Source organism: Pseudomonas sp. ZY71 (genome assembly GCF_036542145.1).
GTDB lineage: Bacteria > Pseudomonadota > Gammaproteobacteria > Pseudomonadales > Pseudomonadaceae > Aquipseudomonas > Aquipseudomonas koreensis_A.
The window spans coordinates 564,500-590,571 of the sequence record NZ_CP144274.1 but is presented as its reverse complement, the minus strand read 5'-3'; the positions used below and the strand labels follow the sequence as shown (position 1 = coordinate 590,571).

Below are 26,072 nucleotides of genomic sequence, written 5' to 3'. Positions count from 1 at the left end.
CATGCGCAAGGGACTGTTTATCGGCATCAACCACTACGACTACGTCTCGCCATTGAGCGGTTGTAACAACGACGCAATGGCCATGGCTTCGGTGCTGGAACGTCACGCCAACGGGCGCCCGAACTTCAGTAGCAAAGTGCTGACGTCGGCCGAAGAACAACTCACGCTCAAATACATGAAACAACAGATCCAGAGCCTGTTCTCAGGCGACTGTGACGTGGCACTGCTGTACTTCGCCGGTCATGGGCAGTTCGACACCAGCATCGACGAAGGACTACTGATTCCCCAGGACTATCAGCCTGGCGGAGACGGTATCCGTATCAGCGACATTCTGGAATGGGCGGACAAGGCCCCGCACATCAAGAATAAAATCATCATTCTCGATTGCTGCCAGGCCGGTGCAGCAGGCGCCTTGCGCAACCTGCGCGGTGGCAGCAGTGTGATCGGCGAAGGCGTGACCATTCTCACCGCCTGCAAAAAAGAACAGTACGCCCTGGAAAGCCGCGGTCACGGTGTATTCACGGATCTGTTGCTGCAAGCGCTGCATGGTGGCGCTGCCAACGTGCTCGGCAAGGTCACCCCCGGTAGCGTCTATTCGTTTGTCGACAATGCGCTGGGAGCCTGGGAACAGCGTCCGGTATTCAAGACCAATGTCTCGCAGTTTGTGCCGCTACGCGAGGTCGCGCCGCTGATCGCCGAAGAAACCCTGCGCAAACTCAAGGACTGGTTCCCGGAACCGAGCTTCGTTTTCAGACTCGACCCCAGCTACGAGCCCACCGAAGCGCTGTTCGATCCCGAGCACGGTGACATCTTCAAGCAACTGCAAATGTGCAATCGCCACAGCCTGATCGAGCCCGTGGACGCCGAACACATGTACTACGCCGCCATCAACTCCACCGGCTGCCGCCTCACCGCGCTCGGCGCCTACTACCGCGAACTCGCCCTCAAAGGACACTTCTGATGCCCGTCTTCATCAGCTACCGCCACATGGATCGCGCCCACGCCATCGCCATCAACAGCCGCCTGATTCAGGCCAACATCAAAACCTACCTCGACGTGCTGGACCCTGAATCGCAAACCACCGATGACATCACCGGCGTCATCACCCGCAACATCACCGAGTGCACGCACTTGCTGGCGGTGGTGTCGGAGAAGACCGCGTTGTCGTGGTGGGTGCCATTCGAAATTGGTGAGGCGACTATCAGCAACCGCCGGATCTGTTCGTTCAAGACCGGCCCCGCAGAATTGCCGTTGTATCTGGACAAGTGGCCGAAGTTGAGCACGGACAGTGATCTGAATTTCTTTATCGACGCGTATCGCGAGGAAGTGTCGAACAAACGCTCGATGACGCTGGATTCGAGCAATGAATCCTTTAGCGGTACCTATAAGCGCAACGCCGAGATTTTCCACGAACAACTGAAGAACCGGATTCGGCGCGGGTTCTGACAGACGTAAAAAAGCCGCGATCATCTCGCGGCTTTTTTTGCCTCAAGCGCTGGCGGGCGGTTTTGGCGCAGCCATCTTCGGCTCAGGTTTCTGAAACGCATACAGATGCTGACGCACAATCCCGCCCGGCAATTCCTTGCCAAACACGCCATAACGCACCGGCCATTCCTTCGGCGGCAGCTTGAACGTACCGAAGAGCATGTCCACCAGCGGCGTGTGGATCGCGTAGTTCTTGTAGATGTAATCCTTGTGCCGGGCGTGGTGCCAATGGTGGTAGCGCGGCAGCACGATCAGGTAGTTCAACCAGCCGCCGTTGATCCGCACGTTGGCGTGGGCCAGTACTGCCTGTACGCCGACCAGAATCACGTAGGCGTTGAGTGCCTGAGGCGCGAAGCCCAACAACATCAGAGGCACCAGCACGCCGGTGCGGGTCAGCAGGATTTCGATAAAGTGCACGCGCGAACCCGCGAGCCAGTCCATGTGTGTGCTGGAGTGATGCACCGCGTGGAGGCGCCACAGAAATGGCACCACGTGATATAGCCGGTGCAGCCAGTATTGGCCGAGATCGGCGACCAGAATCGCCAACAGAAACTGCACAACGAGCGGCAGGCTTTGCACGCTGGCTTGCAAGCTCGGCGACATCGCCCAACCGGCGATGTAACTCGAAGAGGCGGTGATGAAGATCAGGATGAACTGCACCAGCATGTGGCTGACGAAAAAGTAGGTCAGGTCGGTGCGCCAGTGCGGGCGCAGGATGTTTTGCTCGGGATTTTTGGAGTAGAGCTTTTCCAGAGGAATGAACACGATCGCCGACACCAGCAGTGCCAGGACAAACCAGTCCAGCCCCAGCGAATAAGGTGTCTGTCCGATCGAACTGACCTGGACATTGGTGCCACCAAGGAATACCGCCAGCCCCGACGCCACCAATCCGGTAATCCCCAGACGTTTGCGTTTGTTGAGCAGGATATTCAGGGTGCCGAGGCTGAACGACAGCACCAGACCGAGCAACAACGTGGTGCGCGCGAACTGCTCGTCATAGACCTTGCGCAGTTCGGCTGTGGTCAGCCATTCGGGAAACAGAAAGCAGAACACCGCCAGCAGGCTCAACAGCCCGAGGGTGGCGGAAATATAGCCACTGACCCGCCCCTCGCCAAATTTGAAGGGTGCGTTGCCATGCCGTTGAAAATAGGCTTTGAGTCTTTCCATTAACTGATCTTCCGTGATTGCGAAAACTGCGACTGGTCATTGCGACGCAGGCAGATACAAAAAAGCCACGGTGACCGTGGCTTTTTGTGGATCACTGCTTCGGCGCGGGGGCCGGGGCAGTGGCTGGCGGAGCAGCGGAGGCAGGTGCCGCGCTCCCCGGTTCAGCCGGTTTCGGTACGGCGTCGTCGAACAGGTTCAGGCGTTCGCGCAGTTCGTGCGCAGGCACCGGTTGCTGATCCGCCGGCAGTGCATTCGGGTCAACCGGCGCTGCCGGAGCGGCGCCGTTCTGACCTTGATCCGCCGGTTTCGCCGGATCCGCACCTTGCGCACCTTCAATGGCCGCCTGGGCTTTCTTGGTCAGCACCACGATATCGATACGACGGTTAACCGGGTTGAACGGGTTTTCCTTGTCGAACAGCGCCGACGAGGCATAACCGACGACCCGCGCCACTTGCGCATCCGGATAGCTACCGGCGATCAAGGCACGACGCGCAGCGTTGGCACGGTTGGCCGACAATTCCCAGTTACCGAAATCACCGGTGCCGGTGTACGGCTTGGCGTCGGTGTGGCCGCTGATGCTGATCTTGTTCGGCACCGCTTTGATGGTGTCCGCCATGGCCAGCAGGATGTCTTCGAAGTACGGTTTCAGGCGTGCAGAACCCGAGTCGAACATCGGCCGGTTCTCGGCGTCCATGATCTGGATGCGCAAGCCGTTCGGCGTGATCTCGAAGAGGATCTGGTCCTTGAACTTCTGCAGTTGCGGGTTCTCGTCGACCTTGTTCTGCAGTTCTTGCAGGAGCAGTTCCAGACGCTCCTTCTCGACCTGCTCGGCCATGCCTTCAACCTGCTCGGTGTCGACCGTGACCTTGTCAGGCTGCGGTTGCGACTTCACTTCCGGGTTGAGGGTGTTTTCCGGCGCCAGAGTCGGCGTACCGCCCAGGTCAATGATGTACGGCGTACCGCTTTCGGAAAAGCCGACCGGGTCTTTGAAGTAACCGGCGATGGCGATCTTCTGCTCCGGCGTGGCGGTGGACAGCAGCCACAACACCAGGAAGAACGCCATCATCGCCGTGGCGAAGTCGGCGAAGGCGATTTTCCACGCCCCGCCGTGATGCCCGCCGGCTATGCGCTTGACGCGCTTGATGATAATCGGCTGATTATTTTCCATGACTTAGCGACCGCGAACAGCTTGTTCCAGCTCGGCAAAGCTTGGACGGTGGGCCGGGTACAGCACCTTGCGACCGAACTCGACCGCCAGCGACGGTGGCATGCCGGAAGCCGAAGCGACCAGCGAGGCCTTGATGGCTTCGTAGACGTTCAGCTCTTCCTTGGCATCGTGGGCCAGGGAATGCGCCAGCGGGCCGAAGAAACCGTATGCCGCGAGAATACCGAAGAAGGTACCGACCAGTGCCGCACCCACGTGCAGACCGATGGACTTCTGATCGCCTTCACCCAGCGAGGCCATGGTCACCACGATACCGAGTACCGCCGCGACGATACCGAAACCGGGCATGGCGTCGGCGATGCCGTTCACCGCGTGGGATGGATGCTCGAGGTCTTCTTTCAGGCTGTACAGTTCCATGTCGAACAAGCCTTCCAGCTCGTGCGGGGCCATGTTGCCGGACGACATGATGCGCAGGTAATCGCAGATGAACGCGGTCATGCGTTCGTCTTTGAGCACGGCCGGGTACTTGGCGAAGATCGGGCTCGCGGCAGCATCTTCGATGTCGCCTTCGATAGCCATCATGCCTTCGCGGCGGCTCTTGTTGAGGATCTCGTAGATCAGCCCGAGCACTTCCAGATAGAACGTGTGGCTGAAGCGCGAACTGAACATGCTCAGGGATTTCTTGAGCACGTGCATGGTCATGTAGCCGGGGTTGGCCTGCAGGAATGCACCGAGTGCAGCACCACCGATGATCATCACCTCGAAAGGCTGGATCAGGGCGGCAATCTTGCCGTGGGAGAGCACGTATCCGCCGAGCACGCTCGCGAATACGACGATGATGCCGATAATTTTAGCCATAGGTAGAAAGTACTTATTTAAGTCGGGTTCAAGGTCATATTCGGAAGTTAAAAAATCTCTTCTTCTACTTATCGGCAAAACTGCGCCAGACTATAGCCAGTTCAGGCGAAAAGCCAATTTAGCCCATGCCGGGCGCGTCTACAGTCAGTGAAGATCCCGTCCAGACATGGCTAATGAAACGAACGTCCCACACGCAAAACCGACCACCCTCGACGGCTGGGTAAAGTTGCTCGATGGCGTGCGACTGCCCGTGCCGCAAGAGTCTCACGACAAGGTTTGTCGGGCGATTCGTGATAACCGCAGCTCGTTGCGTGACATCGCCGACCTGATGCAGGACAGCCCGGCATTGGCCTTGAGCATTATCCGTGAGGCGAATCGTCACACCCACGGCACAATGGCCGCACCGGCGGAAAATCTTGAAGTGGCGATCAATCGCCTCGGCCTTGCGCGCACAGAAGAACTGCTGGCGCGGTTGCCCGCCGAGCCGCAGATGCAAATCCCCAAGGCCCTGCGCCAACTGCAAATGATCAGCCAGCACGCGACGCAACAGGCCAACGGTTTTTTCGCCAGTCGCCTGGCGCGGCTGTGGCAGGACATTCATTGGGGCAGCCTGCTGTTTCTGTCGCCGCTGTGGCCATTGGCGCTGACGTATCCGCAATTGCTCGAAGAATGGGAGCTGCGGGTTATCCACAAGGGTGAGTCAGCCCGCGTAGTCGAAAAACAATTGTTTGGTGTACGCCTGCTGAAAATCGCAGAAGCGCTGGTGCAAACCTGGCATCTGCCGATCTGGGTGCAGCAGGGTTATAAATTGCTGCTCAGTGAACAGCGCGAACTGGTGAAAGTCCTGCGCATCGCCCGTGACAGCGAACACCCACTGCGCCAGCAGAATCGCCTCGACGATGACCCGACCCTGCGCCGCTGGCTCAATCAGCCAGCCAACACCGTGCTGCTGGCCAACGGTCTGGCGCTGTCGGCACAACAAGCCTGGGACAGTCCGCACAGCGAACGCTGGCAGTACCTGACCAGCCTTTACCTGCAAATCCCGATGGACGAAGTGCAGCAACAACTGCACCAGCAGGCTGCCAACAGTGCACGCCAGCATGCAATGCCCGATCTGTGGCACCCGGCGGTTTCGCTACTGTGGCCATGGGGCACGCACCGTTTGCCGGCGGGTATGTTGCCGGCCGCTGCGCCGAGCGCTGAAGACCTTGGCCAATGGCGCCGCCAATGCGCCGAACTGCTCGCCGAACCGAGCCGCTTCACCAATGCGATGAGCCTGACCGTCGCCGCTCGCGATGCGCTGGTCGCCAGCGGCATGCGCCGGGTGATGATCCTGATGGCCGACCGCACGCAGTCGAATCTGCGCGTGAATCAAACCGCCGGGCTGCCGAAAGAAGCGGCGGCGCTGAATTTTGTCGTCAGCCAGAGCAGCGTGCTGCAACGGCTGTTGGCACAACAAGCGCAAGTGCGGATTACCCCGGACAACAACGCACAATTCTCCGCCCTGCTGCCACCGAGCCTGCGCACGCTGTTTCGCGGCGAGCATCTGTTCCTGCGTTCACTGGTGAATAACGGCCGGGTGATCATGATTGTGGTTGCCGACCAGGGCGGCGGGCCGTTCGCCGACATCACCGTGCAAGCCTTTGGCAAAACCGCGCAGTGCATCGAGAAAGCCCTGCACAGCTTTAGCAGCCGTGGCCGATGAGGCTGCGCTACAATCCTCCCCTTTGTGCCCTGGAGACCTCACATGTCTGACTTCTCTGGCTTGCCGCTCGTCATCGAGCCGAGCGACCTGCTCCCGCGCCTCGATTCCCCTGAACTGATTCTGGTGGATCTGACCAGCGCTGCCCGCTACACCGAAGGTCATCTGCCCGGCGCACGCTTTGTCGACCCGAAACGCACCCAGCTCGGCCAGCCGCCGGCGCCGGGCCTGCTGCCGGCGAAAGCTGATCTGGAGGCGGTGTTCGGTGAACTGGGCCATCGCAAAGACGCGGTCTACGTGGTCTATGACGACGAAGGCGGCGGCTGGGCCGGACGTTTCATCTGGCTGCTCGACGTCATCGGTCACGACAAGTACCACTATATAGACGGTGGTCTGCCGGCGTGGCTGGCAGATGGCATGCCGATGTCGATCCAGGTACCACCAGCGGCTGGCGGCCCGATTGCGCTGACTTTGCACGACGAGCCGACTGCCACGCGCGAATATTTGCAAAGCCGTCTCGGTGCTGCCGATCTGGCGATCTGGGATGCGCGCGGTCCGCTGGAGTACTCCGGCGAGAAAGTCCTGGCCGCCAAGGCCGGACATATTCCGGGCGCGGTCAATTTCGAATGGACTGCCGGCATGGACAAGGCGCGTCAGCTGCGCATTCGTACGGACATGCCGCAGATCCTCGAAGACCTCGGGATCACCAAGGACAAAGAAATCATTACCCACTGCCAGACCCATCACCGGTCGGGCTTCACTTATCTGGTGGCCAAGTCCCTCGGTTATCCGCGGGTCAAGGGCTACGCCGGTTCCTGGGGCGAATGGGGTAACCACCCTGACACGCCAGTCGAGATTCAAGGTTTTTAAGGACAACTAATGAAAGAGCGTCTGTTTATCCTCAGCCAGTACCTGCTGCCTCATCACCTGCTGTCGCGCCTGGCCGGCTGCATTGCCGAATGCCGCGTGCGCTGGTTCAAGAATGCCTTCACCCAATGGTTCGCCAAGCGCTATCAGGTGGACATGTCGCAAGCGCTGGTCGAAGACCTGACCGCTTACGAGCACTTCAACGCGTTCTTCACCCGTGCCCTGAAAGACGGCGCGCGTCCACTGGACGAAACTCCGGGCGCGATCCTCAGCCCGGCCGACGGTGCGGTCAGCCAGCTCGGCCCGATCGAGCACGGTCGCGTGTTCCAGGCCAAGGGCCACAGCTTCAGCGTGCTGGAGCTGCTCGGCGGTGATGCGGCCAACGCGGCGCCGTTCATGGGCGGCGACTTCGCCACCATCTACCTGTCGCCGAAGGACTACCACCGCGTGCACATGCCGTTGGCCGGTACCCTGCGCGAGATGGTCTACATCCCGGGCCGGATCTTCTCGGTCAACCAGACCACCGCAGAAAACGTCCCGGAACTGTTCGCCCGCAACGAGCGCGTGGCGTGCATCTTCGACACCGAGCGCGGGCCGATGGCCGTGGTACTGGTAGGCGCGATGATCGTCGCTTCGATCGAAACCGTCTGGGCCGGTCTGGTCACCCCGCCGAAGCGTGAACTGAAAACCTTCCGTTACGACGAAGCCGCCCGTGCGCCGATCCACTTGGAGAAAGGTGCTGAACTGGGTCGCTTCAAGCTGGGTTCGACGGCGATCGTGCTGTTCGGGCCGGATCAGGTGAAATGGGCTGAAGAACTGGTCGCCGGTTCGCCAGTGCAGATGGGCCAAGGCCTGGCGCTGCCCAACGCCTGAATGCTGTGAGCCACTGATCCGCCCGTTCGCACGTCTGCGAAAGGGCGGATACGACTCGGTGGTGCCGTTACTCTATCTGCCCACGGAAGCCGATCGGGCCTTCGTTGACATAGGTATTGGTGCCACTGAGGTTTTTCCCTCCGTCACTGGACGTGACGCTCAACGCGATAACGTTCTGATTGTCCCGGCCGCCAATCACCCACTTGCCGCCCGGATGCCATGGGGCATCATTGCCACCCCACTGATTCTCGACGTTGTACTGGTTCTGACCGGTGCGTTGCGCTTTGAAGCCAATGGGACCTTCCCCGGCGTAGGTCATGGTGCCGGTGAACGTTTTACCGTCATCGCGCGAATTGATCTCGATTGCGACGACATTCTGGTTGTCCCGCCCACCCAACACCCAGGTTCCACCCGGATGCCACGGCGCCGAACTGCCACCCCATTGATTTGCCACTGCATATTTAGACATGAACCTCATCTCCTTGAAGTTTCGGGAGACCTGCCCGAGGTTGACGGCAGGCCGTGCAACCGTGCGTTTCCGATCGCACGCCTGAGAGACTAGTAGGGCTTGTGAAATGGCATCCGGCCAGCAGACCAGCGGTCAAAAAACCTGACGCCATCCGGCGAAACAAGCCACAGCTGCTAGAGTTTTGGGCATTGCCCATTTCGCCGCCGGAGCCATTTACGGCATGAGTGAGTCTCGCCCCCAAGCCTTCCTGAGCGCGCCAACTCCGTCGCAAACGCGCCTGTCGTTTTGCGAAGCGACTCCGCGTGACCTCAAGCGCTGGATTGCCGACCTGCCCAAGGCCAACATCGGCGAAACCGCCCGCCTGCTTTATCAAGCCTTGGGCGAACTCAATCTGTTGCTCACGCCCAGCGATAACCGCCTCAACCTGCTGGAGCTGATACGCCCCGAGGTGTATTTCGTCTGCCAGCATCTGGAGCGACATTTCCTGCATCAGGCGATCATGCTCGACGAGCGTTCGCGCAAGATCAGCAATCTGTGTCAGGCCCTGCAAAGTCATTTGGCGATCGGCTACAAACAGATCGTGCTGCGGATCGCGCCGAAGTACAGCAACGATCGTGCAGCATTGGTCAGCACGGCCCTGCAACGGGCAGCCCATGCGTTCAAAGGCCAATTGCTGCGCGCCACGCAGTTATACAGCTCGCCGCCGGAACACCTGTGGTTCGAACTGCATCAGCTGTATCGCAGCGCCGCTGAATTACAACTGCAACACCGCCGTGTGCACGACGATCTGGCCAGCCTGACGACAGAGCTGAGCCTGGAACAGACTTACATCGCCGCACTCTTGCTGGGCAGCGCCCGTTGCAATCAGTTGCGGCAGAACCAGATCGCCCGCCTGGCTGAAGTGCTGGAGCCGTGGAGTGCATTGCTCAAACTGCACCCCGCAAGCCCGGACGCTGGCCTGTTGGCAATCAGCTCAGAACTGGATGCCGGCCCCCGCTACCGCAACATGTTTCGCAGCGAGCAACAGCGTGGATTACTTGGCTTCGATCCACAGCCACTGGTGAATGCCATCGAAGCGCATTTGCTGCATCAGGACACGTCAACGCCGCTGCCCGTCGCGGCCGGGCTGAGCTTCGATACCCTGCAGCACTTGCATGCAGCCTGGGGTCAGGCTGCCGAACGCAGTTTTCAACGCACGGTCGGCCAAGGCAATCTGACCGTGTGCGTGGGCATGAGCGCCCTGCACTTCTACCTCGGCGGCGAGCGCAGTTTCAGCGACATGCTCAAACATCCAGGCGCCCGCGCAGCGAATTTCAGCAACGTAGTGGCCAAAGGTGAAAAGGACAGCTGGAGCCAGGCCTTCGACGCGGCACCGCAAAACAATGAGCAGTTTTTGCCCTACGAAGAAATCCAGTACGACCACCTCGTCGAAGACGAAAGCAGCACCGACGCCGCGCCGCACTATCCGACTTACGCGTTGCCAGTGATCAATCACAGCCCCGGCGGTTACTGTCTGGCGTGGCCAAATGAAGTGCCCGCCGAGTTACAGGCCGGAGAAATGCTCGGGATTCAGGACAGTGTCAGTCTGGGCTGGAGCATCGCGGTGATTCGCTGGATCCGTCAGGTGCGCGGTGGTGGCACACAAATGGGCATTGAACTGGTGGCACCGCACGCGCAGCCCTGCGGTTTGCAACTGGTGCGCTCGCGGGACGATCACAGTCAGTATCTGCGCGGATTATTGTTGCCGGAGATCAGCGCGATCGATGTACCTGCGACGCTGCTTGCGCCGCGCCTGCCTTTTCAGGAGGGCAGCAAAGTGCTGATCAACACCCACGGCGAAGAACATCGCGCCGGGCTGGATCGCCGGGTGGCGAGTACGCACAGTTTCAATCAGTTTGCCTACCGCTCGCTGGAGGCCGCGCAGAATGGCGGGAGCGAGGAAGATTTTGATTCGTTGTGGAAATCGCTTTGAGTGCCCGCCGATGGATCGGCGGCGCTACCTTCGCGAGCAGGCTCGCTCCCACATTGGAATGCATTTCAACTGTGGGAGCGAGCCTGCTCGCGAAGAGGTCAAGTCAGGCGATAGAGATCTCAGAGCTGCCCGTCGCGATCACGGAAGCCCAGCAGATACAGCACGCCATCCAGACCCAACGTCGAAATCGCCTGCTTCGCCGACTGCTTGACCAGTGGCTTGGCCCGGAACGCTACGCCCAAACCGGCAATCGCCAGCATCGGCAGGTCATTCGCGCCGTCGCCGACCGCGATGGTCTGCTCCAGACGCAAACCTTCCTTGTGCGCCAGCTCTTTCAACAGATCAGCCTTGCGCTGTGCATCGACAATTGGCTCGATCGCCACGCCGGTGCACTTGCCGTCGACCACTTCCAGTTCGTTGGCGAACACATAGTCGATGCCGAGTTTGGCCTGCAACTGCTTGGCGAAATAGGTGAAGCCGCCCGAGAGGATCGCGGTCTTGTAGCCCAGACGCTTGAGCTCGGCGAACAGCGTTTCCGCGCCTTCGGTCAGACGCAGTGAAGCGCCGATCGAGTCGAGTACGCTGACGTCGAGGCCTTTGAGCAAGGCCAGACGCTCTTTGAAACTGGCGCGGAAATCCAGCTCACCGGCCATGGCGCGCTCGGTGATTTCAGATACCTGTTCGCCCACACCGGCAGCCTTGGCCAGTTCGTCGATGACCTCGGCCTCGATCAGCGTCGAATCCATGTCGAACACCGCCAGACGACGGTTGCGACGGAACAGCGAATCTTCCTGGAAGGCGATGTCGACGTTCAGCTCTTGGGCAACGCTGAGGAATTCGGCACGCAGCGCTTGCGGATCGGCCGCTTCGCCACGTACAGAAAACTCGATGCAGCCCTTGCCTTTGTCGGCCGGCGTGTCCAGCGGCATGCGACCCGACAGACGGTCGATATGGTCGATGTTCAAACCGTATTTGGCGGTGATCGAGCTGACGGCCTGCAATTGGCCGGCGGTCACTTTGCGGGTCAGCAGGGTGACGATGTGGCGCTTCTTGCCCTGATTGCCCACCCACTGCTGGTAATCCTCTTCGGACACCGGAGTGAAGCGCACCTGCTGGTCGAGCTCGTAGCCCTTGAACAGGATGTCCTTGAGCACGGATTTCCCCTGCTCGGAATCGGGGATTTCAACCAGGATGCCGAACGACAGCGTGTCGTGGATCACCGCCTGACCGATGTCGAGAATGTTCACACCACCCTGTGCCAGAACACCGGTAATGGCTGCCGTCAGACCCGGACGGTCGACTCCCGTGATGTTAATCAGGACGATTTCGCGCAACGCGCACCCCCGCAACTGGAAAAAAACCGCATTCTACCCACTTTCAGTGACCATCGGGCACCGCGAGCGCTTTGCCGGTCTAGGGCCTGTCGCTATACTGCGCGTCAACTTCACGGACAAAAGAGCCGAGCTCAGTGAACCGGCCCACGCCAGTTAAAACCGATAACTTCTTCCTGCTGATCTTCCGTGCACTGCGCCACCGCCGTGTACCGATTGCATTGCGCATTGCCAGCCATAACGTGATCCTGGTCGCTCTGGCCCTGGTGATCTATGCCGGCGTGATGGGTTTGCAATTCAAGCAGGCCATGCACCAGCAGGCCGATGCGCTGGGCGAAAGCCTGACCACGCAGACCGCGACCTCTGCCACCGAGCTGTTGGTGTCCAATGACATCCTCAGCCTCAATGTGCTGCTCAACAACCTGACCAAGAACAAACTGGTGGCCCACGCGGCGATCTACAGCGTGGATAACCGCATCCTCGCCGAGTCCGGTCAGCGGCCCAAGCACAGCCTGCTGGGCGAAGCCGAAGGCATGTACGAGAGCAAGATCACCTTCCAGGACGTGACCGCCGGGCAACTGCGCATCAGCCTGGACATGGATCAGTTCCAGCAGCCGATGACCATCAGCCTGCAAAGCATGGGCATTCTCAGCGGTATTCTGTTGGCGCTGTCGCTGGCCCTGAGCCTGCGCATGGGCCGCTATCTGTCGACGCCGCTGCTGCAATTGCGCGTCTGGTTGCGCCGCATCGACGAACACACGCCGGGCATCGATCGTCAGGATGAAATCGGCGATCTGGCGCGTCAGCTGCACGCCAATTACGCGCCGGAGCCTGCACCTGAACCGGAGCCTGAGTTCGAGGACGAAGAAGACGAGCCGGAGTTCGAGGTGCGCAACTTGCGTGATCCGAGTTTCGACGAAACCCGTCCGATGGCCGCGCAGAAGCCGGCGCCGCGACATCTGGTCAGCACCGTCGAAGACGATGATGACGATGACGCATTCGCCGACCTGCGCGACGAGTCGCTCAATGGCGCGCCGCAACCCGTTATCCGCCAACCGTCGCCAAGCGTGCCGCAGCACACCGCCGTACTGGCCGTGCAACTGGGCTCTCAGGAGCAACTGCGCCGCTTGCCACGGGCACGCCTGGAAGAGTTGCAGGAACGCTATCGCGACTGCCTCGATCAGGCCGCTTCGTTGTATCAGGGCGAAATCGAAACCCTGAACGACGGGAGCACGCTGATGCTGTTCCACACCGAGGACAGCGGTGACGATTACCTGACCAATGCGATCTGCTGCGGCGAGTTGCTGCGGGCCTTGGGTCATCAGTTGCAGATTGAAGTCGCGGACAGCGGCATCACCCTGCAACTGCAATTGGGCCTGACTTTGGGCGATGAGTTGTTCGGTCTGAGTCAGATCGATCTGTTGCTGACCGATTCGGCACAGGACGCACTGGCCCTGTCGCAGCACAGCCGCAACCTGCTGCTGGTTGAGCGCAAGATCAGTGACGATGCGCTGATCCGCCAGCGTGCGCGGATCCGCCCGATTGCCAGCCCTGAGGGTGCTTGCTGCGTGGAGCGGTTGATGGAGCCTTATCCGTCGATGCTCGAACGGCAGCTGGCGCGGATGCATGAGCGCCGGGCGTAGGCCTTAAGTCAGAAGCACAGAAGCCCGCAGATGAGTGATTGTCTGCGGGCTTTTTTGTGGATGACTGAAAAGCCCCTCACCCTAGCCCTCTCCCCGAGGGAGAGGGGACTGATTGGGGGATATTGGAGAGCTACACCGACTTGAGCGCCCTGCTGTGAATCCAGAATCGCCAAGCTCTTTCAGGTCGACGTATGACGCAAGACGCCTCGGTCCGCCCCTGCTCAACCGAATCCATAATCGCCAGGATCTTTCAGGTCGATGTATAGCGCCAGACACCTCGGTCAATCCCTGCTCTACCGAATCCATAATCGCCAATCTCTTTCAGGTCGATGTATAGCGCCAGACACCTCGGTCAGTCCCTGCTCTACCGAATCCATAATCGCCAATCTCTTTCAGGTCGATGTATAGCGCCAGCCCCCTCGGTTAGTCCCTGCTCTACCGAATCCATAATCGCCAAGCTCTTTCAGGTCGATGTATAGCGCCAGCCCCCTCGGTCAGTCCCTGCTCTACCGAATCCATAATCGCCAATCTCTTTCAGGTCGATGTATAGCGCCAGACACCTCGGTTAGTCCCCTCTCCCTCCGGGAGAGGGTTAGGGTGAGGGGCTTTTGATCTTCTATCCCAGACACAACAAAGCCCGCACAAGGCGGGCTCTGTTCTGACTCGTTCCAGCTTAGAAGCGGAACACTTCCATATCAGTCCGAATCGGCGATGCCATCGGTATTTTCGGCTGCTTCTCGGCTTCCGCTGCCGGCGCGGCCGGTTTCGGTGCCGATTTACGTGGTGCCTCAGCCACCGGTGGCTGATTGGCCAAAGGCTTCAGCGCTACCGACAATTGCTCGGCCAGACGCTGCAGCAAAATGCCCTGCGCCTGCACCTGCGAAGCCGTGCTGCCGGCGTGCAGCTCTTGCAGATGCACGATGCGGTTATCGCGCACCTGACCACGGCGATCAATCAAGCGCCACTGTGCATCAAGAATCGCCGGCTGTTTCGCGCCGGAGTCCAGACGCGTGATAGTCAGCAATACCTGCACATCCGGGGTGAACCCACCGGTGGCCGGTGCCAGCACCACACGTTGGCTGTCCAGGTGACCCGCCACCTGACGCATCAGCAACTGATCAATATCCGACGAAAGGCTGCCAGCCCAACGACCGTCGGTCGCCGCTTGCAGACTGCCGTCCGGTTGACGTTGCAGCAATGTCTCACGTTGCAGGTAATCGGCTACGACTACCGGGCCCAACAAAACCGCCATGCCAGCGCTTTGCGCAGGCTGAACCGGACTTCCGCTGTCCAGTTGATACAGCGACACCGGCTGGTGAACGCTGCAACCCGCCAGGCCAAGAACGCCGGCGAGCAGGAAAATAAGGGGGCGCAGAGCAGTCATCATCCCGTCCAGGTGGCCGCCACAAGGCTGACCACAGTGAAAATACTCAATAAATATGAAGAACGCTCGGCCACGCCGGCGCTTGGAAAGGGCATATCATCCGTGAATATGCGTTCCGACTCCAGCGCCAAAGCGTCGATCTACGCGTTAAATCGTGGACCGAGCTCTCTAGGACGCCTAATTGAGGTTTTCGACGAGCAGCGCATCGACCCGCTGGAATCCCCTTGGAAGCTTGTTGCCACGACGTCCACGTTCACCTTTGTAGTGTTCAAGGTCGTCAGCCTTCAGCGACAGGGTGCGTTTTCCGGCCTGCAACACCAAGGTGGCGCCTTCCGGAATGACGGCGATGTCCGTGACATATTCTTCGCGACTGGCCACACGCTCACCGGGAATACCGATGATCTTGTTGCCTTTGCCCTTCCCTAATTGTGGCAGATCGCTGATTTTGAAGATCAGCAGGCGACCTTCGGTCGTGACCGAGGCCAGCCAGTTGTGCTCACGATCAGCCACTGGGCGCGGCGCGATCACTTTGGCGTTGTTCGGCAGGCTCAACAGGGCTTTACCGGCCTTGTTCTTGGCTTGCAGGTCTTCGCCTTTCACCACGAAGCCGTAACCGGCGTCCGAGGCGATCACGTACAACGCGTCGTCTTCCGGCATCAGCACGCATTCGAAGGTCGCTCCCGGTGGCGGCGTCAGACGACCGGTCAACGGTTCGCCCTGACCACGTGCCGACGGCAGCGTATGCGCAGCAACCGAATAGCTGCGGCCGGTGGAGTCAATCACCACGGCAGACTGGTTGGAGCGCCCCGCCGCCGAGGTCTTGAAGCCGTCGCCCGCCTTGTACGACAGACCGGTCGCGTCAATCTCGTGACCTTTGGCCGAACGAATCCAGCCTTTTTCCGACAGGACGACGGTAACTTTCTCGTTCGGCAGCAGATCGTGTTCGGTCAACGCTTTGGCTTCGCTGCGCTCGACGATTGGCGAACGACGGTCGTCGCCATAGGTTTCGGCATCCTTGATCAGCTCGGTGCGCACCAGTTTTTTCAGCTTGGCTTCGCTGCCCAGCAGCGCTTGCAGCTTGGCTTGTTCCTTGAGCAGTTCGTCCTGCTCGTCGCGCAGCTTCATCTCTTCCAGTCGCGCCAACTGACGCAGACGGGTGTCGAGGATGTAGTCGGCCTGAATCTCGCTGAGGGCGAAACGCTCGATCAGCTTGGCTTTCGGGTGCTCCTCGGTACGAATGATGTGGATCACTTCATCGAGGTTGAGGTAAGCGATCAACAAACCGTCCAACAGGTGCAGGCGACGCTCGACCTTGTCGAGGCGGAATTGCAGGCGGCGACGCACGGTCTGCACGCGGAATTCCAGCCATTCAACCAGCAAGGCACGCAGATTTTTCAGCTGCGGCTTGCCGTCCAGACCGATGATGTTGACGTTGACCCGGTAGGTCGACTCCAGCTCGGTGCTGGCGAACAGGTGCTGCATCAGCGCTTCGTGATCGACGCGGCTGTTGACCGGGATGATGACGATGCGGCACGGGTTTTCGTGGTCGGATTCGTCACGCAGGTCAGCGATCTGCGGCGCTTTCGACGGTTTCGCCTGCATCAGCGCAGCGATCTGCTCCAGCACTTTCGCACCGGACACCTGATGCGGCAGCGCGGTGACGATAATGTCGCCGTCCTCGACGTGGTACACGGCGCGCATGCGCACTGAACCCTTGCCGGTTTCGTACATTTTCAGCAGGTCGGCGCGCGGCGTGATGATTTCCGCTTCGGTCGGATAGTCCGGGCCCTGAATGTGTTCGCAGAGCTGTTCGACCGTGGCTTTCGGCTCATCGAGCAGACGCACGCAAGCGGTGGCGACTTCACGCAGGTTGTGCGGCGGCACGTCGGTGGCCATGCCCACGGCGATGCCGGTGGTGCCGTTGAGCAGAATGTTCGGCAGGCGCGCCGGCAACACCAGCGGCTCCTGCAAGGTGCCGTCGAAGTTCGGGCCCCAGTCGGCAGTGCCTTGGCCGAGTTCGCTGAGCAGTACTTCGGAATAACGCGACAAGCGTGCTTCGGTGTAACGCATGGCGGCGAAGGACTTCGGATCATCCGGCGCACCCCAGTTGCCCTGGCCGTCGACCAGCGTGTAGCGATAGCTGAACGGCTGGGCCATCAGCACCATCGCTTCGTAGCACGCCGAGTCACCGTGCGGGTGGAACTTACCGAGCACGTCACCGACGGTACGCGCCGATTTCTTGTGTTTGGAATCGGCGTCCAGGCCCAACTCGCTCATCGCATAAATGATGCGACGCTGTACTGGTTTCAGGCCGTCGCCGATATGCGGCAAGGCACGGTCCATGATCACGTACATGGAGTAGTTGAGGTAGGCACTTTCGGTGAAGTCGGCCAACGAGCGGCGTTCTACACCGTCCAGGCTGAGATCAAGGGGGTTGCTCATGCAGGCCTCATCGGTTCGTTGTCTGGCGCAGCAGCATGGTGCCACCGCGCTGAGTAAATTCAAGTTTGTTCAGGGCGCTCATGCCGAGCAGCACCTGATCGCCATGCAGCCCCGGCGCCACCAGTGCGCGAACATCCCGCAGCACGATGTCGCCCAGTTGCAGGCGGTCGATTTTGGTCCGATAGCCCTGGCTCAGGCCATTGGCCGTGCTCAGGGTCACTCCGAAACCTTCTTCCAGCTTCAAACGTTTGGCCAGATCAGCCGGGATCGCTACATCGGTTGCGCCGGTGTCGAGCATGAACTCCACCGGCTCACCGTTGATCTGACCACTGGCGACAAAATGCCCCTGGGCATTGCCGGCCAGTTTCACCTCGATAAAACCTTCGCCCTGCTCCGTCGTGACCACCACGTTCGGATTCTGCTGGCGTTGCTCCCACTGGCCGAAAAACCGCGTCGCCAGAAACAGTGCCGCGCACCACGCCAGAATCATCAGCACCCGACCGGCGCGCTTGCCCGGCGGTTGCTGGCTCATGGCTTGGCGCTCCAGCCACCGTCAGGTGCAGCGAAGCGCCAGACGATCGGCCGAACCTCACCGTCGGCGCGCGGGCCGAAATTATTGTCGACGCCGACCCATGCACCATCAGCGTCAACGATCAGCGCCTCTTCCAACCCGAAGTTCTGCGAGTAACGGCGGTTGGCCTGCAACAGTTCCGCGGCGTACGACCAGCAACGCTCGACCTTGGCGGTCTGCGCATCGCGCCGACAAATCTGGAAGGCGTTGCGCTCAAGGGTAAACAATTTGCCGTTAAACAACGAAAGGTCGGAAAAGTCTCGGTCGACCGCTCTGGCCTTCGGGAACTGCGGCGGCTGCATTTCCTTGCCACCCTCGCTGAGCAGCACGCAACGACCGTCGCAATCCCACACCGTCTGCTGGCGCTTGATCAGCAGCAAACCACGGCTTTGCCGCTCGGCGGCAAGCCACATCTGATCGCCCGCCGGGCTGATCGCCAGGCCTTCGAAGATCGCATTGAAATGCAGGAGCATGCCGCTGGCCCGCGCTTCGCGAACCATCATCGGCGAGATCTTCAGCCAGTTGACCGGGCCGCTGACGGGCACCTGCAAGACCGCCGCGTGGCCCTCGCTGACAATGTAGCGATTACCGGCGCTGTCGCAGCTGATGCCCTCGAAATCCAGATCGCCACCGCGCACGAACGACGCGGCCCAATTGCGCGAGCGCAACCCCCACGGCAAACCGGTGTCCGGCACCAGGGGTACGTCGATGTGCAAGGCTTCGGCCTGCCAGACCTGATCGGCGGTATTGAGCCGATAGATCTGATCGTCATCGCGGTCCGACACCGTCCACAACTCGCCGCCACACATGGCCAGCCCGGACAGGTTGCCGCCGCGCATGCCGTCGACCGGGTGCTCGGAGAGCACGCGCAATTCCTGCAACGGCTCGGCCGACACGCTCATCGCACTCAGCAGCAACGCACCCGCCAAGGCCCAGCCAAACCGCATCAGGCCAGCACCTCGGCGAGGTTGCCTTTGGATTCGAGCCAGGTCTTGCGGTCACCGGCGCGTTTCTTCGCCAGCAGCATGTCCATCATTTCCGAGGTTTGCGCGAAATCTTCGCCCAGCGTCAATTGCACCAGACGCCGGGTGTTCGGGTCCATGGTGGTTTCACGCAGCTGCGGCGGGTTCATTTCACCCAGACCTTTGAATCGAGTGACCTGTGGTTTGCCGCGTTTCTTCTCGGCGACCAGACGGTCGAGAATGCCGTCGCGCTCGGCCTCGTCGAGGGCGTAATAGATCTCTTTGCCCAAGTCGATGCGATACAGCGGCGGCATCGCCACGTAGACGTGACCGGCATCCACCAGCGGGCGGAAATGCTGGACGAAAAGCGCGCAGAGCAGCGTGGCAATGTGCAGACCGTCGGAGTCGGCGTCGGCAAGGATGCAGATCTTGCCGTAACGCAGTTGGCTCATGTCCGCCGCGCCCGGATCGACACCGATGGCCACGGCGATGTTGTGCACTTCCTGGCTGGCCAGCACTTCGCTGCCGTCGACTTCCCAGGTGTTGAGGATCTTGCCGCGCAACGGCAGGATCGCCTGGAATTCCTTGTCCCGTGCTTGCTTGGCGGAACCGCCAGCGGAATCACCTTCGACGAGGAACAGCTCGGAACGCATCGGATCCTGCCCGGCGCAGTCAGCCAGCTTACCCGGCAACGCAGGGCCCTGAGTGACGCGTTTGCGCTCGACCTTTTTGCTGGCCTTGAGGCGCCGACCGGCGTTGTTGATCGCTAGTTCAGCCAGCGCCAGACCGGTTTCCGGGTTGGCGTTGAGCCACAGGCTGAAGGCGTCCTTGACCACACCAGAGACAAACGCCGCCGCTTCACGCGATGACAGACGCTCTTTGGTCTGGCCGGAGAATTGCGGCTCCTGCATTTTCATCGACAGGACGAACGCGATGCGCTCCCAGACGTCTTCCGGCGCCAGCTTCACGCCGCGCGGCAGCAGGCTGCGGAATTCGCAAAACTCGCGCATCGCATCGAGCAGGCCCTGACGCAAACCGTTGACGTGGGTACCACCCTGCGCCGTCGGGATCAGGTTGACGTAGCTTTCCTGCACCGCGTCGCCACCTTCCGGCAGCCACAGCAGCGCCCAGTCGACCGCCTCTTTGTTACCGGCGAAAGCGCCGCAGAACGGCTCGTCCGGCAGGCGTTCGAATTCGCTGACCGCATCGACCAGATACGAGCGCAGGCCGTCTTCGTAATGCCACTCGACTTTCTCGCCGGTGCCTTTGTCTTCAAAGCTGACCAGCAGCCCCGGGCACAAAACGGCCTTGGCCTTGAGCACATGCTTGAGGCGGCTGATGGAGAATTTCGGTGAATCGAAGTATTTCGGATCCGGCGCGAAGTACACGCTGGTGCCGGTGTTGCGCTTGCCGACGGTGCCAACGATTTCCAGCTCGGTGGCTTTGTAGCCATCGGCGAACGTCATCTGGTATTCGCTGCCGTCACGCTTTACGCGCACACGGACTTCGGTCGACAAGGCGTTGACCACAGAAATACCCACGCCGTGCAGACCGCCGGAGAACTGGTAATTCTTGTTGGAAAACTTGCCGCCCGCGTGGAGCTTGGTGAGGATCAGCTCGACGCCCGACACACCCTCTTCCGGGTGGATGTCGACCGGCATGCCACGGCCGTCATCGCTGACTTCCAGCGAGTGGTCGGCGTGCAGGATGACCTGCACCGATTTGGCGTGGCCGGCCAGAGCTTCGTCGACGCTGTTGTCGATGACTTCCTGGGCGAGGTGGTTCGGCCGACTAGTGTCGGTGTACATGCCGGGGCGTTTGCGCACCGGGTCGAGGCCCGAGAGGACTTCGATGGCGTCGGCGTTATAAGAGCTAGCGCTGGGAGTGGCCATAAGGTCTCGTCGTCAGTCATTCATGAAATAGGGGCAAGACTTCACAGTGCGGTGAAATCGATTGCCTGATACACATCGGCGCCAATGCCGGCAAAACTCAGCAACGCCGGCAACTGCCCGGCAAACCCCTGGTAACTGTGATCGCCGCCAGCCTGAATGCGCAAGGCACAGGCCCGGTAATACTGCTGGGCGAGGCGATAATCCAGTGTTTCATCGCCGGTCTGCAACCAGACCTGATAGCGCTGGGCATCCTGAGGCGCCGGCACTTCCAGTTCAGCCAGAGCGGTGACGTGGTCGTGGGTCAATTCCCAGGTTTCATCGGTATACAGGTTTTTCTGCGTGCCCAGATAGCCGTCGAACATCCGGTGCGGGCTGACCGCCGGGTTGACCAGCAGGGCTTTCAGGCCATGGCGCTCGGCCAGGTGAGTCGCATAGTAGCCGCCGAGTGAGCTTCCCACCAGCAGCGGGCTGCCCAGTTCGGCAATCGCTTGTTCCAACTGACCGATGGCTTCGCGCGGGTGGTGATGCAGGGCCGGAACACGCAGTTTGTCGCTCAAACCCAGTTGCTCCATCACCGTTACCAGCTGACAGGCCTTTTTCGAGGCTGGGGCGCTGTTGAAACCGTGGATATAGAGGATCGAACCGGACATTTGAGCTCCCTGGGTGTCGGTTTGGGTTTGCGGAGTTTACAGGGAGAGAAGAGCGGATTGGGGGTGGGCCTGATAATTTGGTGTGACAGCACGAGCTGCCCTCACCCTAGCCCTCTCCCGGAGGGAGAGGGAACTGAATGGGGGATATTTCAGAAGTACGCCGACCTGAAAGTAATTTGCCGAATCCATAATCGACTCGGTATTTCAGGTCGGCGTATGACGCCAGACACCTCGGTCGGCCCCCTCTCCCACCGGGAGAGGGCTGGGCGGGCGGCGTTCCGATGAGGGGCTCTTGATCGAAAATCAGTAACCTTCGGAACCGTAATCAACGGTAAAAGCAAAACCAGTCACGCGCTCCACGCCAGTCTCCAACCGCCCATCCGGCAACAACCGCAACCAGCGATACCCCGGCGCCTGCTCCCCTACCTTGAAATCCTCACTCCCCGGCTCGAACTGAATGCACGTCGAAGGCGAAGCCATCAAGCGCACGCCATTGCGCTCGCGATCAATCTCCTGATGCACATGCCCCCACAACACCGCGCGGGCCTGTGGAAAACGATCCAGCACCTCGAAAAATGCTTCAGGATTGCGCAAGCCAATCGGCTCCATCCATGCGCAACCAATCGACACCGGATGATGGTGGAAGCACACCAGATGATGACGCTCCGGCGCTTCGCTCAGCGAGCGGGCCAGCAGTTGCAGTTGATCGTCCTGCAGGTACCCCGGCACCGAACCCGGCACCGCCGAATCAAGCATCGTCACCCGCCAGTTGCCGATATCCACAATCGGTTCCAGCAATGCGCTTTGAACGGCGGCGACCGCCATGATCTGTGGTTCGTCGTGATTACCGGGAATCCACCGCGCCGGGGCAGCGATCTGCGCGCTCAGCTGGCGAAATTGCTGATACGACTCCAGCGTGCCGTCCTGGGAGATATCGCCGGTGGCCAGAATCAGATCGATCTGCGGCTGCTGCCCCAGCACCAACTCAATGACCTTTTGCAGGCTGTCGCGGGTGTTCATGCCCAGCAGCGTGCCGTCCGCTTCAGCGAATAAATGGCTGTCGGACAACTGCACCAGCAACGCCGGATCGGCGGTGGTCAACGTGGATACGCTCGGCAAGGCGTTCTCCCAAGGCAAAAGCACGGAATCGATCGAGTGCCGCAATTATGCTGGGGGATGACAGAAAGAGGAAACCGCCGAACCGGACGCAGTTCACAACTAGCGTACGACTTCGTACTCGTGCCCCAACGCCAGGCAATGACTCAGCCATTCCCCCAGAAAAAGATTGAGCTGAGCCTTTTCATCCGGCTGATGCATCGCCGCATTCGGATAAGGATAGATGCCACGAAAGCGTCGGGCATGTTCGGCGCTGACCACTTCAGCCATGCGCGCGTCGTGATAGACCTGCACTTCCAGTTGCGGCACCGGCAACCACGGCAGGCTGTGTTCCTGGCGCACTTGCAACGTCGTAGTGTATGGGCAGGTTTGCAGCACTTCGAGGGCCAGCACGCCGAGCATCTGCTCGCCCTGAGTCACGGCGATGCGCCGCGCCTCGGGCTCGTTGCGCATGTCCGGCAGCAGTCGCATCAGGCGCGCGTAGTTGGCCTCGCAGGCGGCTTGCAGCCCCACGAGGTCGACTCGATAGCGATCGCGCAACTTGTTTACGACCATAACCCCCTCACTTCGGCGCGGTTCAGCGCCAGCCATTGCAAAGCGATGATGCTCGCCGCGTTGGCAATGCGTCCGTCACGGACGGCCTGCAAGGCATCTTCAAAGGCCCAGACCGTGACGCGGATATCTTCTGCCTCTTCTTCCAGGCCATGCAGGCCGCCAACGCCGTCAGTGCTGCAACGCCCCAAGTACAAATGCACGAACTCGTTGCTGCCACCCGGCGACGGGAAATATTTGGTCATCGGCCACAGTGCCTTGATGTCCAGCCCAGCTTCCTCCTGCGCTTCGCGGTGAGCAACTTCTTCCGGCTGCTCATCCTTATCGATCAGACCAGCGACCAGCTCGACCAGCCATGGATTGTCGGTCTTGCCCATGGCGCCGATGCGGAACTGCTCGATCAGCACCACTTCATCGCGCTGCGGATCGTACGGCAGCATGCACACGGCATCGTGACGGACAAAGATTTCACGGTTGATTTCGCGGCTCATGCCACCGGCGAACAATTCATGGCGCAGGTGAACACGGTCGAGCTTGTAAAAGCCCTCGTAGCATTTTTCGCGCCGCACGATATCGACAGCGGTCGGAATGGCGTTGGCAAAATCAGTCATGAGCATCCTCTTTACTGCAGATCCATTACGAGGTTGCTCTGTGTGACTGGCAACCTCGACTTCGCGCCATCCTAACGCGCCCGAACGGTTTGATGCAGCCCCTTTACCGTCAGCGGGATGGACGGTGGAGGCGAAACCCACTCTAATTAGCTTAGTGGCGAACTGACTGCTTCTGCGAGAGTCGAAGCGGATATCTTTTTGCCTTCCCCTGCTTTCGAAAGGACGCCCATGTCGCTTTTCAAAATTGCCTCCGTGGCCGCCATTGCCCTGACCCTGGGCGCGTGCGCCAGCCTGTTCCAACCCAATTACCGCACGCCGCTGGAAACCACCCGCGATGCGTCGGAACAACTGAAACCGGGCTGTTCCAACCCGGATTGCCCGCTGGTAAACATCGACACCCTGCGCTTCCCGGCCGAACCTGCGCTGGACGGCATCATCGAAAAACGTCTGCTGCAAATGACCCGCACCGAGAAAAACGCCCCGGTAGCGCCGACCCTGGCGGCCTACCGCGATCAGTTCCTGGCCAGCGCCGGCCCACGCAACAGCAGCTACCTGCAAGCGAAAGTACGTGAGCAGCATGACGGCTTGGTGATCATCGAGTTGTCGAGCTACCTCGACACCGGCGGCGCGCATGGCACCCCGGGTCGCGGCTTCATCAACTATTCGCGCCAGCAGCACAAAGTGCTGAACCTGTCCGACATGCTGATGCCGGGTCAGGAAGAGGCGTTCTGGAAAGCGGCGCAGGTCGCGCACAACAGCTGGTTGATCAGCACCAAGCTCGATCAGGAAGCGGACTTTGTGAAGAGCTGGCCGTTCGTGAAAACCCCGAACGTGGCGCTGACCTATGGCGGCGTGATCCTCAAGTACGACGTGACCACCATTGCGCCTTACGCGCTGGGCCACGTCGAACTGAAGATTCCTTATCCGCGTCTGAACGGCATTCTCAAGCCTGAGCTGTTTCCCGGCCGTAACTGAAGGCCCGGCCCAGCACTAGCTGCAACAGCCCTGCCAGCACCAGCGCCGGCAGGGTTGCGCCGACATCCGGATACAGATTTGCCAGCAAATGGTAGGTGCTCACGCCCCCCAGCCACGCCAACAACGCCGGCCAGCGCAATGCGGCCGACGCGACCTGAGCACTGCGTTTGCGCAGGATGAAGTGATCCACCAGCACCACGCCGAACAGCGGCGCAAACACCGAACCGATCAACAGCAGGAAGTTCTGGTACTGCGCCAACGGCGCCAGCAGTGCGATCAGCGTGCAGATGACGCCGATGGCCAAGGCCAGATGCTCGACTTTCAGGCGCAACAGAATCCCGCTGGAAACCGCCGCCGAATGAATATCGGCGAAAGCGTTTTCCGACTCATCGAGCAGAATCAGCAACAGCGGAATGCCCAGCCCGGCGCCGGCCAGTGCCAGCAGCAGCGCATTGACTTCACCGCTCGGCGCGAAGGCCAGGGTGTAGGCGACGCCGAGGCTCATCAGCCAGAAGTTGCCGATGAAGAAACCGACGGCAGTACCGCCGAAAACATTCTTCGCCCGCTTGCCGAAACGCGAGTAGTCGGCGATCAGCGGCAACCACGACAGCGGCATCGCAATCGCAATGTCGAAGCCCACGGCGAACGGCAGCGAACCGTCACCGGCACGCGACCAGAGATCGGCCAGATCGGCTTTGGCAAACAGGTTCCAGGTCAGCCACAGGCACGCCGCCAACAGCAGCCAGATGCCCCACTTGCGCAGGATCTGTCGCACGAAGGTCAACGGCCCGCTGACCGCAAGCAGAGTCGCCAGGGCGCCGAAAAACAGCGTCCACAACATCGGGCTCGACCACAGCGAACCTTCGCTGAACGCACGGGTGCCGAGCAGGCTCGCGGCGTCGCGCATGACGATGATTTCAAACGAGCCCCAACCGATCAGTTGCAGCAGATTGAGCAGCGCCGGCAGGCTCGCGCCTTTGCTGCCGAGGCTGAGTTTCAGCGCGGCCATCGACGACAGGCCGGTGTCACTGCCGATCACGCCAACGGCGGCCAGGAGCAGCACGCCCACCAGCGTGCCAAGGAAAATCGCCAGCAGCGAACCGGACAGGCCCAGACCTGGCGCGAGCAATGCACCGGTCTGCAGAACCATCAGGCCGATACCGAGGGAGAACCACAGAGAAAACAGATCGCGACCGCCAAATACACGCTTGTCGGCGGGCACGGCGAGGTCGGGAGAATAAGTGCTGGGTTGAATGCTCAAGGGTGTTATCTCAGAGGGACATTTGTTGTTGTGTTGATCGCATTCGCGAGCAGGCTCGCTCCCACATTTGAATGCATTCCAAAGTGGGAGCGAGCCTGCTCGCGAAGGGGCCCTTGCAGGCCCA

At 60.5% G+C, this 26,072-nt stretch carries 23 protein-coding genes; 8 read left to right on the top strand and 15 right to left on the bottom strand.

All coding sequences use genetic code 11. From position 1 onward, the window contains the following. The first annotated feature begins 1 nt into the window (after position 1). Together VY732_RS02550 and VY732_RS02545 are read left to right on the top strand one after the other, a co-directional pair. On the top strand, positions 2 to 961 hold the full coding sequence (locus tag VY732_RS02550) for a caspase family protein (RefSeq protein WP_116031966.1): 960 nt from the start codon (positions 2 to 4) through the stop codon (positions 959 to 961). Next, entirely contained in the window at positions 961 to 1,446 is a 486-nt protein-coding gene (locus VY732_RS02545; RefSeq protein WP_077570599.1) for a toll/interleukin-1 receptor domain-containing protein, read from the top strand. Before VY732_RS02550 ends, VY732_RS02545 begins: the two co-directional genes overlap by 1 nt. A gap of 42 nt (positions 1,447 to 1,488) precedes the next feature. Here the strand turns inward: VY732_RS02545 and VY732_RS02540 are convergent, their stop codons facing one another. From VY732_RS02540 to motA, 3 genes are all read right to left on the bottom strand, one after another. Continuing rightward, the gene (locus VY732_RS02540) at positions 1,489 to 2,652 is read right to left on the bottom strand and encodes a sterol desaturase family protein (protein ID WP_331693718.1); all 1,164 of its coding nucleotides are present in this window, start codon (positions 2,650 to 2,652) and stop codon (positions 1,489 to 1,491) included. Positions 2,653 to 2,743: 91 nt separating this feature from the next. Beyond that, on the bottom strand, positions 2,744 to 3,820 hold the full coding sequence (gene motB / locus VY732_RS02535; RefSeq protein WP_116031970.1) for a flagellar motor protein MotB: 1,077 nt from the start codon (positions 3,818 to 3,820) through the stop codon (positions 2,744 to 2,746). Positions 3,821 to 3,823: 3 nt separating this feature from the next. Continuing rightward, positions 3,824 to 4,675 carry a flagellar motor stator protein MotA gene (gene motA, locus VY732_RS02530; protein ID WP_007952169.1) on the bottom strand — a complete coding sequence of 284 codons (852 nt, stop codon included), beginning with the start codon at positions 4,673 to 4,675 and terminating at the stop codon, positions 3,824 to 3,826. Positions 4,676 to 4,841: 166 nt separating this feature from the next. On the opposite strand from motA, the gene VY732_RS02525 reads away from it, so the two are divergent. Genes VY732_RS02525 through asd form a run of 3 tightly spaced genes read left to right on the top strand, consistent with a single transcriptional unit; the run spans position 4,842 to position 8,117 of the window. Next, positions 4,842 to 6,380: an HDOD domain-containing protein gene (locus VY732_RS02525; RefSeq protein WP_077570593.1), complete on the top strand. Its 1,539-nt coding sequence runs from the start codon at positions 4,842 to 4,844 to the stop codon at positions 6,378 to 6,380. Between the two features lie 42 nt (positions 6,381 to 6,422). Then, the gene (gene rhdA / locus VY732_RS02520; protein WP_116031973.1) at positions 6,423 to 7,247 is read left to right on the top strand and encodes a thiosulfate sulfurtransferase; all 825 of its coding nucleotides are present in this window, start codon (positions 6,423 to 6,425) and stop codon (positions 7,245 to 7,247) included. 9 nt (positions 7,248 to 7,256) lie between these two features. After that, positions 7,257 to 8,117 carry an archaetidylserine decarboxylase gene (gene asd, locus VY732_RS02515; RefSeq protein WP_077570589.1) on the top strand — a complete coding sequence of 287 codons (861 nt, stop codon included), beginning with the start codon at positions 7,257 to 7,259 and terminating at the stop codon, positions 8,115 to 8,117. A 67-nt stretch (positions 8,118 to 8,184) separates the two neighbouring features. Here the strand turns inward: asd and VY732_RS02510 are convergent, their stop codons facing one another. Further along, positions 8,185 to 8,586: a lectin OAA family protein gene (locus VY732_RS02510; protein WP_038360321.1), complete on the bottom strand. Its 402-nt coding sequence runs from the start codon at positions 8,584 to 8,586 to the stop codon at positions 8,185 to 8,187. 220 nt (positions 8,587 to 8,806) lie between these two features. On the opposite strand from VY732_RS02510, the gene VY732_RS02505 reads away from it, so the two are divergent. Next, a complete protein-coding gene (locus tag VY732_RS02505; RefSeq protein ID WP_331693714.1) occupies positions 8,807 to 10,558 on the top strand; it encodes a molecular chaperone in 1,752 nt (583 codons plus the stop codon). A 119-nt stretch (positions 10,559 to 10,677) separates the two neighbouring features. Here VY732_RS02505 and serB read toward each other — a convergent pair whose 3' ends face one another. Next, positions 10,678 to 11,892 (bottom strand): phosphoserine phosphatase SerB, encoded by a 1,215-nt coding sequence (gene serB, locus VY732_RS02500; protein WP_008079219.1) that lies wholly within the window; start codon positions 11,890 to 11,892, stop codon positions 10,678 to 10,680. 134 nt (positions 11,893 to 12,026) lie between these two features. On the opposite strand from serB, the gene VY732_RS02495 reads away from it, so the two are divergent. Next, positions 12,027 to 13,532, top strand: a complete 1,506-nt coding sequence (locus VY732_RS02495) for an AhpA/YtjB family protein (RefSeq protein WP_116031984.1) — start codon at positions 12,027 to 12,029, stop codon at positions 13,530 to 13,532. Between the two features lie 673 nt (positions 13,533 to 14,205). Here the strand turns inward: VY732_RS02495 and VY732_RS02490 are convergent. The 9 genes from VY732_RS02490 to VY732_RS02450 all read right to left on the bottom strand — a co-directional run bounded on the left by VY732_RS02490 (position 14,206) and on the right by VY732_RS02450 (position 23,712). Then, the gene (locus tag VY732_RS02490) at positions 14,206 to 14,916 is read right to left on the bottom strand and encodes a PqiC family protein (protein ID WP_077570583.1); all 711 of its coding nucleotides are present in this window, start codon (positions 14,914 to 14,916) and stop codon (positions 14,206 to 14,208) included. Between the two features lie 177 nt (positions 14,917 to 15,093). Further along, on the bottom strand, positions 15,094 to 17,358 hold the full coding sequence (gene parC, locus VY732_RS02485; protein WP_077570581.1) for a DNA topoisomerase IV subunit A: 2,265 nt from the start codon (positions 17,356 to 17,358) through the stop codon (positions 15,094 to 15,096). A gap of 7 nt (positions 17,359 to 17,365) precedes the next feature. Beyond that, the gene (locus tag VY732_RS02480) at positions 17,366 to 17,890 is read right to left on the bottom strand and encodes a retropepsin-like aspartic protease family protein (RefSeq protein WP_137217705.1); all 525 of its coding nucleotides are present in this window, start codon (positions 17,888 to 17,890) and stop codon (positions 17,366 to 17,368) included. Then, positions 17,887 to 18,876 carry an esterase-like activity of phytase family protein gene (locus tag VY732_RS02475; RefSeq protein ID WP_077570577.1) on the bottom strand — a complete coding sequence of 330 codons (990 nt, stop codon included), beginning with the start codon at positions 18,874 to 18,876 and terminating at the stop codon, positions 17,887 to 17,889. Before VY732_RS02475 ends, VY732_RS02480 begins: the two co-directional genes overlap by 4 nt. After that, entirely contained in the window at positions 18,876 to 20,783 is a 1,908-nt protein-coding gene (parE, locus tag VY732_RS02470) for a DNA topoisomerase IV subunit B (protein ID WP_331693711.1), read from the bottom strand. Before parE ends, VY732_RS02475 begins: the two co-directional genes overlap by 1 nt. A 41-nt stretch (positions 20,784 to 20,824) precedes the next feature. Then, positions 20,825 to 21,433, bottom strand: coding sequence for a YqiA/YcfP family alpha/beta fold hydrolase (locus VY732_RS02465; RefSeq protein ID WP_331693709.1), 609 nt, complete (start codon positions 21,431 to 21,433; stop codon positions 20,825 to 20,827). A gap of 303 nt (positions 21,434 to 21,736) precedes the next feature. Further along, complete coding sequence (gene cpdA, locus VY732_RS02460) at positions 21,737 to 22,552, bottom strand: 3',5'-cyclic-AMP phosphodiesterase (protein ID WP_331693708.1); 816 nt, start codon at positions 22,550 to 22,552, stop codon at positions 21,737 to 21,739. 99 nt (positions 22,553 to 22,651) lie between these two features. Further along, positions 22,652 to 23,104 (bottom strand): DUF1249 domain-containing protein, encoded by a 453-nt coding sequence (locus VY732_RS02455; protein ID WP_016985685.1) that lies wholly within the window; start codon positions 23,102 to 23,104, stop codon positions 22,652 to 22,654. After that, positions 23,095 to 23,712, bottom strand: a complete 618-nt coding sequence (locus tag VY732_RS02450) for an NUDIX domain-containing protein (protein ID WP_077570568.1) — start codon at positions 23,710 to 23,712, stop codon at positions 23,095 to 23,097. Before VY732_RS02450 ends, VY732_RS02455 begins: the two co-directional genes overlap by 10 nt. A gap of 228 nt (positions 23,713 to 23,940) precedes the next feature. Here VY732_RS02450 and VY732_RS02445 point away from each other — a divergent pair, with 228 nt between their 5' ends. After that, the gene (locus VY732_RS02445; protein WP_116031999.1) at positions 23,941 to 24,687 is read left to right on the top strand and encodes an RsiV family protein; all 747 of its coding nucleotides are present in this window, start codon (positions 23,941 to 23,943) and stop codon (positions 24,685 to 24,687) included. On the opposite strand, the gene cytX is transcribed toward VY732_RS02445, so the two are convergent. Then, positions 24,656 to 25,948 (bottom strand): putative hydroxymethylpyrimidine transporter CytX, encoded by a 1,293-nt coding sequence (cytX, locus tag VY732_RS02440; RefSeq protein ID WP_331693705.1) that lies wholly within the window; start codon positions 25,946 to 25,948, stop codon positions 24,656 to 24,658. The two genes, VY732_RS02445 and cytX, sit on opposite strands and share 32 nt — an antisense overlap. Positions 25,949 to 26,072 lie beyond the last annotated feature (124 nt).